This window comes from Streptomyces sp. NPDC046465 (genome assembly GCF_040646035.1).
In the GTDB taxonomy this organism is placed as follows: Bacteria; Actinomycetota; Actinomycetes; order Streptomycetales; family Streptomycetaceae; genus Streptomyces.
Genome location: NZ_JBEYZK010000025.1, coordinates 115,336 through 122,387 on the forward strand (window position 1 = coordinate 115,336; position 7,052 = coordinate 122,387).

6 protein-coding genes are annotated in these 7,052 nt (G+C 69.8%); all 6 read right to left on the bottom strand.

Annotated features, from left to right (window positions below; translation table 11 throughout):
• Positions 1-69 precede the first annotated feature (69 nt).
• Positions 70-1,047 carry a BadF/BadG/BcrA/BcrD ATPase family protein gene (locus ABZ953_RS32150; RefSeq protein WP_361731339.1) on the bottom strand — a complete coding sequence of 326 codons (978 nt, stop codon included), beginning with the start codon at positions 1,045-1,047 and terminating at the stop codon, positions 70-72.
• The gene (locus ABZ953_RS32155) at positions 1,038-2,303 is read right to left on the bottom strand and encodes a 6-phospho-beta-glucosidase (RefSeq protein WP_361731342.1); all 1,266 of its coding nucleotides are present in this window, start codon (positions 2,301-2,303) and stop codon (positions 1,038-1,040) included. The genes ABZ953_RS32150 and ABZ953_RS32155 overlap by 10 nt, the downstream gene beginning before the upstream one ends.
• Before the next feature lie 8 nt (positions 2,304-2,311).
• A complete protein-coding gene (locus ABZ953_RS32160; RefSeq protein ID WP_361731345.1) occupies positions 2,312-3,226 on the bottom strand; it encodes a carbohydrate ABC transporter permease in 915 nt (304 codons plus the stop codon).
• Positions 3,227-3,234: 8 nt separating this feature from the next.
• Positions 3,235-4,170 carry a sugar ABC transporter permease gene (locus ABZ953_RS32165; protein ID WP_361731348.1) on the bottom strand — a complete coding sequence of 312 codons (936 nt, stop codon included), beginning with the start codon at positions 4,168-4,170 and terminating at the stop codon, positions 3,235-3,237.
• Between the two features lie 18 nt (positions 4,171-4,188).
• Entirely contained in the window at positions 4,189-5,529 is a 1,341-nt protein-coding gene (locus tag ABZ953_RS32170; RefSeq protein ID WP_361731351.1) for an ABC transporter substrate-binding protein, read from the bottom strand.
• Between the two features lie 62 nt (positions 5,530-5,591).
• On the bottom strand, positions 5,592-6,758 hold the full coding sequence (locus ABZ953_RS32175) for an ROK family transcriptional regulator (RefSeq protein ID WP_361731353.1): 1,167 nt from the start codon (positions 6,756-6,758) through the stop codon (positions 5,592-5,594).
• Positions 6,759-7,052: the final 294 nt, after the last annotated feature.

The window sequence follows — 7,052 nt, forward strand, 5'->3', positions numbered from 1 at the left end:
TCCGTCCGCGCGCCCGCCGTGCGCCCCCCCCCGTCGACGCCGGGACGTCAACGGCGGGCGCCCGTACGCCTACTCGTAGTGGGCCCGCACGCGCGCGTGCACCCGCGTCGGCGCCCCCACCTGATCGAGGCCGAGGAGAGCCGCGCCGAGCACGGGGCGCGCGACGACCACTTGAGGCACCGCCTTGGGCGCCCGGTCGGCGAGCAACGCCCGTACGCGGTCATCCAGTTGCGGGTGACGCGCCGCGAGTACGCTGCCGCCGAGCAGGACCGGCGCCGGTTCGTCGAGCAGGCCGAGGCGGTCGAGGGCCACGGTCGCCATGGCCACCACCTCGTCGGCCATCCGGTCCACGAGCGAGCGGGCCACGGCGTCGCCGGACGCCGCGGTGGCGAAGAGGACCGGGGTCAGTTCGTGCCGCCGTACCGGCGCGACGGAGCCGAGGTGGAGGGCCTCGATCAGCGCGTACATGGACGCCAGCCCGAAGTGTGCGGGCAGCGCCTCGCGCAGCGCCGTCGCCTCGCCGCGGCCGTCCTCGGCGCGCGCCGCGTGCCACAGCGCCTCCTCGGCGAGGCCGCCGCCACCGCCCCAGTCGCCGGAGATGCGGCCGATGGCGGGGAAGCGGGCGGTGCGCCCGTCCGGCAGCATGCCGACGCAGTTGATGCCCGCCCCGCACACCACGGCGACGCCGCGCGGCTCGGTGTCCTCAAGGAGGCCGGCGCGCAGGATGGCGAAGGTGTCGTTGCGCACGTCGACCGAGGGCCCCCAGGCGCGCTCGCGCAGGGCCTCGGCCAGCTCCCGCTCCTCGACGGGGAGGTCGGCGTTGGCGAGGCAGGCGGACACATGCCCCACGGAGGCCGTACCGGCCTCGTCGAGCGCTCGTGCCACCGCCTCCGCGAGGATGTCCACCGCGGGCCCGACCCCGACGAGGGGCGGCTGGAACCCGCCGCCGCGGGCCGCGCCGACGACCTCGCCGTCGGCCGCGACCACCGCGACGTCGGTCTTGCTGTTGCCCGCGTCGATCGCGAGCACGCTCGTGCCTACGCCCACGCCAGGTGCTCCCGGTTGTGCGCGATGAGGCGGTCGGTGAGCTGTTCCGCGTACGCGTACTGGCCGACCAGCGGGTGGGCGAGCAGCGCCTTGAAGACGCGCTCGCGGCCGCCGTGCAGGGCTGCTTGCAGGGCCAGGTCCTCGTAGCCGGTGACGTTGGCGATGAGCCCGGCGTACAGCGGGTCGAGCTTCGGCACGGCCAGCGGCTTCGCGCCCTTGCCGTCGACCGTGGCCTGCACCTCGATGACCGCGTCGTCGGGCAGGAACGGCAACGTGCCGTTGTTGACGGTGTTGACCACCTGGTACGGGCTGCCGCCGTTGCCGAGCAGCGAGGCCGCGAGGTCGACGGCAGCCTCGGAGTAGAAGGCGCCGCCGCGCTTGGCGAGCAGTTCCGGCTTCTCGTCGAGCGTCGGGTCGCCGTACATCTCCAGCAACTCCAGCTCCATCGCGGCCACTTCAGCGGCCCGCGACGGCTTGGTCCGCAGCTCCTCGACCACGGCGTCGTGCTGGTAGAAGTAGCGCAGATAGTACGAAGGGACGACGCCGAGCCGGTCGACGATGGCGCGCGGCATGCGCAGGTCCTCGGCGACCGCGTCCCCGTGCTCGGCGATGAGCTCGGGCAGGATGTCGTCGCCGCCGGGCCCCCCAAGACGTACGCCCGTCTCCCACGTGAGGTGGTTGAGGCCGACGTGATCCAGATGGACCTCGCCCGGCGCGACGTCGAGCAGCTTGGCGAACTTGCGCTGGAAGCCGATCGCCACGTTGCAGAGGCCGACGGCCTTGTGCCCGGCCTGGAGCAGCGCCCGCGTCACGATGCCCACCGGATTGGTGAAGTCGATGATCCAGGCGTCGGGGTTGGTGCGCCGGACGCGCTCGGCGATGTCGAGGACGACCGGCACCGTACGCAGGGCCTTGGCGAGGCCCCCCGCGCCGGTGGTCTCCTGCCCGACGCAGCCGCACTCCAGCGGCCACGTCTCGTCCTGTTTGCGGGCGGCCTGCCCGCCGACGCGCAGCTGCAGGAGGACGGCGTCGGCGTCCGCGACGCCCGCGTCCACGTCGGACGTGGTGACGATGCGGCCGGGGTGCCCCTGCTTGGCGAAGATGCGCCGCGCGAGGCCGCCCACCAGTTCCAGGCGGTCGGCGGCCGGGTCCACCAGGACCAGTTCCTCGATCGGCAGGCTGTCCCTCAACCGTGCGAATCCGTCGATGAGTTCGGGTGTGTAGGTCGACCCTCCGCCGACCACTGCGAGCTTCATATCGGTTCTCAGCCCTTTACTCCGGTGAGGGTGACGCCTTCGACGAAGGCCTTCTGTGCGAAGAAGAAGATGATGATGACGGGCGCCATGACGAGCAGCGTCGCGGCCATCGTCATGTTCCAGTTGACGCTGTGGGCGCTCTTGAACGACTCCAGGCCGTAACTCAGCGTCCAGGCGCCGGGATCCTGGGCCGCGTAGATCTGCGGCCCGAAGTAGTCGTTCCAGCAGTAGAAGAACTGGAAGAGCGCGATGGCGGCGATGCCCGGCTTGGCCATCGGGACGACGATCTTGACCATCGTACGGAACTCACCACACCCGTCGACCTTCGCCGACTCGATGTACTCCTTGGGGATGGTGAGGAGGAACTGCCGAAGCAGGAAGATCGAGTACGCGTCCCCGAAGGCCATCGGGATGATCAGCGGCCACAGGGTGCCCGACAGATGGAACTGCTGGGCCCAGACCAGGTACATCGGGATCACGATGACCTGCGGCGGCAGCATCATCGTCGAGATGACGAGCAGCATCGCGGTGCGCCGTCCGCGGAAGCGGAACTTGGCGAGCGCGTACGCCACCGGGATCGCCGAGCAGACCGTGAAGAGGGTGCCGAGGCCCGCGTAGAGGAGCGAGTTGCGCCACCAGTCGAGGAAGCCCGGCGTCTCGAACACGGCCTTGTAGTTGGACCAGTGCCAGGAGTGGGGCCACAGGTCGCCGCTCATCGCCTGCGAGTCGCTCATCACCGACGTCAGGAAGACGAAGACGAACGGCAGGACGAAGAGCAGCGCGACGGCTATCGCGACGCTGTGCACGGCGATCCAGTGCAGGACGCGCTTGCGGCGGGCGCGGGCGGCGGCGGGGCCCCGGGTGGGGGCGGTCCGTTCGGACGGCGACGCCGGTGTGGGCGCGCTGAGAGTCGTGGAAGTCATCGGAATCCTCAGTCCTCCGCCGCGAGCAGCCCGGAGCGCTTGCGCATCAGGAGCATCGTCACGGACATGGCGATGGCGAAGAGTACGAGCGAGAGCACGCACGCGGCACCGGTGTTGAAGTTCTGGAAGCCCATCTGGTAGACGAGCTGGGGGACCGTGAGGGTCGAGTGGTCGGGGTATCCCGGCTGGATGACGGACCCGGGCCCGATGTTGACGCCGGACGCGACCTTCCCCGCGACCAGGGCCTGCGTGTAGTACTGCATGGTCTGCACGACGCCGGTGACCACCGCGAACATCACGATGGGTGTGATCGCGGGCCAGGTCACGTAGCGGAACTTGGCGATGGGCCCGGCGCCGTCGAGCTCCGCGGCCTCGTACTGCTCCTTCGGCACGTCGAGCAGCGCCGCCATGAAGATCACCATCAGGTCGCCGATGCCCCACAGGGAGAGCAGCACCAGCGAGGGCTTGGCGGTGTCGGGGTCGTTGAACCAGTTGGGCCCGGAGATCCCGACCGCTTCGAGTATCTCGTTCACCGGACCCGTGCCCGGATTGAGCAGGAAGACGAAGGCGACGGTGGCGGCCACGGGCGGCGCGAGATACGGAAGGTAGAAGGCGGTGCGGAAGAAACCGGCGCCCGTCTTGATCTTCGTGATGAGCAGCCCGAGCGAGAGCCCGAAAACGACCCGCACGGCCACCATGATCACGACGAGCCAGAGGGTGTTCCACAGCGCGGGCCCGAACAGGGGCATCTGCTCGAACACGTACCGCCAGTTCCTGAGGCCCACGAAGGTGGGCTCCTTGATCTGGTTGTAGTGCATGAACGAGAAGTAGACCGTGGCGATCAGCGGATACGCGAAGAAGACGCTGAAGCCGACCAGCCAGGGGGAGAGGAAGCCGAGCGTGCGCAGTCTGCGGCGCGCGGGGTTGGAGAGGGTCAGTGCCATGGCGGGGTCCTCAGCTCTTCAGCTCTTCGACTGGAGGGTGTCGGCGTCGATCTGCTCGTCGAGCTTCTTCAGGCCCTTGCGCAGGTCGGGGATGCGTCCGGCCTCGGCGGAGTACGAGAAGTCCTGGAGCGAGACGACATAGGCGCCGCCGTTGACGGAGGGCGGCAGGGCCTTGCTGTGCTTGTTCTCCAGGATGTCGAAGAAGGTCCGGAAGGTCGGATCGGCGTCCAGATCGGGTGACTTGAGCGCCGCGAAGGTGGAGGGCACGTTGTGGATGTCGTTGGCGAAGTCCACCACCTGCTTGGTGTCCGCGGTCAGGAACCTCACCAGCTCCCACGCGGCGTTCTGGTGCTTGCTGCTGTGCGCGATGCCGGCGACGGTGCCGGTGATGAAGCCGCGCCCGTACGTATCGGCCTGGTCGTCGGGGACGGGCAGCGGCGCCACGCCCCAGTCGAAGTCCGCTTTGGCCTCGCCCAGCATCAGCCCGCGCCACTCACCGTCGAGGTGCATGGCGACCTTCCCGGTCAGGAAGGCGTTCTGGCTGGACATCTCGTCGCCGAAGGTGAGGCGGAACCGCTCCAGATCACCGAAGCCGCCCTGGGCATCGGCCAGTCGGTGCGCGGTCTTGAAGAACTTGTACGTAGAGGGGTCATCCGCAAGCCGCGAATCACCCTTCCCGTCGAAGTACTTCGGCCCCCACTGGGCGAAGAGCCGGTCCGGGCTGTTCTGGTAGAAGCGGAAGTTGGGCATGAAGCCGACCTGCTTGTACGAGTGCTTGCCGCTGCGCACGGTCAGCTTCTTCGCGACCTCCTCGAACTCGGACATCGTGCGGGGCGGGCGCTCGATGCCCGCCTTCGCGTAGGCGTCCTTGTTGTAGTACATCCCGTAGGCGTCGGCGAGCAGCGGCAGGGCGCACTGACTGCCCCGGTAGCTGGTGTAGTCGAGCAGCGTCTTGGGGAAGGTCTTCCTCTTGTCGAGGCCGGTCTTCTTCATGAACGGGTCGAGGTCCGTCCACATCCCGGAGTCGCAGTACTGCCCCACGTTGTTGGTGGTGAACGACGACACCACGTCCGGGGCCTTGTCGCCGCCCGCCCGCAGCGCCTGATTGACGGTGGCGTCGGAGACGTTCCCGGTGGCCTTCACCTTGATGTTCGGGTGCAGCTTCTCGAAGCGGTCGATGCTCGCCTCGACGGCCTTGACCTCGCCGGGCGTCGACCAGCCGTGCCAGAACTTCAGGGTGACCGGCTTGGTCGGGTCATCGTTCGCGCTGCCGACGCTCGGGTTGGCACAGCCGGAGAGCAACAGACCGGCTGCGGCGAGCGCCGCGGACGCGCAAGTGGGCATGCGCCATCGCGGCATGGCGGACTTCCTTTTCGAGAGGGGGAGGTGGTGTGCCTGCGGGTGACGTGCGGGGATGGACCTCAGGCCGTGTCGAAGACCTGGTCGCGGGCCTGGGTGAGGGCAGAGCGGAGGGCGCCGGTGAGGATCGGGTCGCCGTCGAGCTCGCTGATACGGACCTGCGGGCGCGGCAGGGCGAGCCCGGTCAGCTCCTCCTCGACGCGGATCCGCAGCTTGTCGCCGCCGGCCTGGGACACCGAGCCGGAGAGCACGACGAGTTCGGGGTCGACGACGGCGACGACGGCGGCGATGCCGGTGGCGATGCGCCGCGCGACCTCGCCGAGCGCGGCGTCGTCGGCCATGACCTCCGTCAACGTCGCGCCGCCTCCCGCCAGTTCACGTACCACGTACGCCGAGACGAGGCTCTCGAAGCCGCCGTCACCGCCGCCCGCCGTGCCGCCGCGGGCCAGCGGGGCGCCCGGCAGCGGCATGTAGCCGATCTCGCCCGCGCCGCCGGTCGCGCCGCGCAGCAGGGTGCCGCCGAGCACGATGGCGGCGCCGACGCCTTCGTCGAGCCAGGTCAGTACGTAGTTGTCGAAGTCCTGGGCGGCGCCCTCGTACTGCTCGGCGACGGCGGCCAGGTTCACGTCGTTCTCGATGTGGACGGGCGTGCCGAGGACGGCGGCGAGGTCGTCGCGCAGGGTGCGGGAGTGCCAGCCCGGCAGGTGCGGGGCGTAGCGGAGCTGGCCGGTGTGCGGGTCGATGGCGCCGGGGGTGCCGATCACCGCGGCCCGCAGGTCGTCGTGGCCGAGTTTCGCCTGCCGCAGGGCGCCGTCGACGGCCTCCGCGACGAGCTGGGCGGTGCGGTGGCGCACGTCCTCGGCGACGGCGTCGGCCTCCACGCGCTCCTTGCCGAGCACGGTGCCGGTGATGTCGGCGACGAGTGCGGTGATGCCGGTGGGGTCGGCGGAGAGTGCCGCGACGTGGCCGGCGCCCGGATCGATCTCGTACAGAAGGGCGTTGGGGCCGGGACGTCCGCTGAGGCTGCCGGTGGTGTGGACGAGTCCGGCGGTCTCCAGGCGGCCGAGGAGCTGCGAGGTGGTGGGCTTCGACAGGCCCGTCAGCTCGCCGATACGGGTGCGGGTGAGGGGGCCGTGGGCGACGAGGAGGTCGAGTACGGCCCGGTCGTTCATGGCGCGCAGGACGCGTGGGGTACCCGGGGTTCCCGGCGGGCTGCCTGCTGCTGCCATGACGGCACCTGCCTTCCGTGGCGGCTGACTGTTAACTGTTAGGAAACTTTCCAATTCGTCGTGAGGACCGTACGGCTGGCGTGAATGAGGCGTCAATAGCGAGCGGCGCCGAGGCAACCAAGTCGTTATCTGTGGGGGGTGGGTGTTGCACAGGGTGCGTCTGGGTCTTCGGCGGGCGGGAGTCGTTGGTGGGTCGGTGCCTTCGATGGCTTACCGGGGCCCGCCCCGGGGTTTTTGGGGGTGTTGGGGGGCGGGTGGGGCCCCCCCCGAACAAAAAACCCCCGCCCGCCCCGA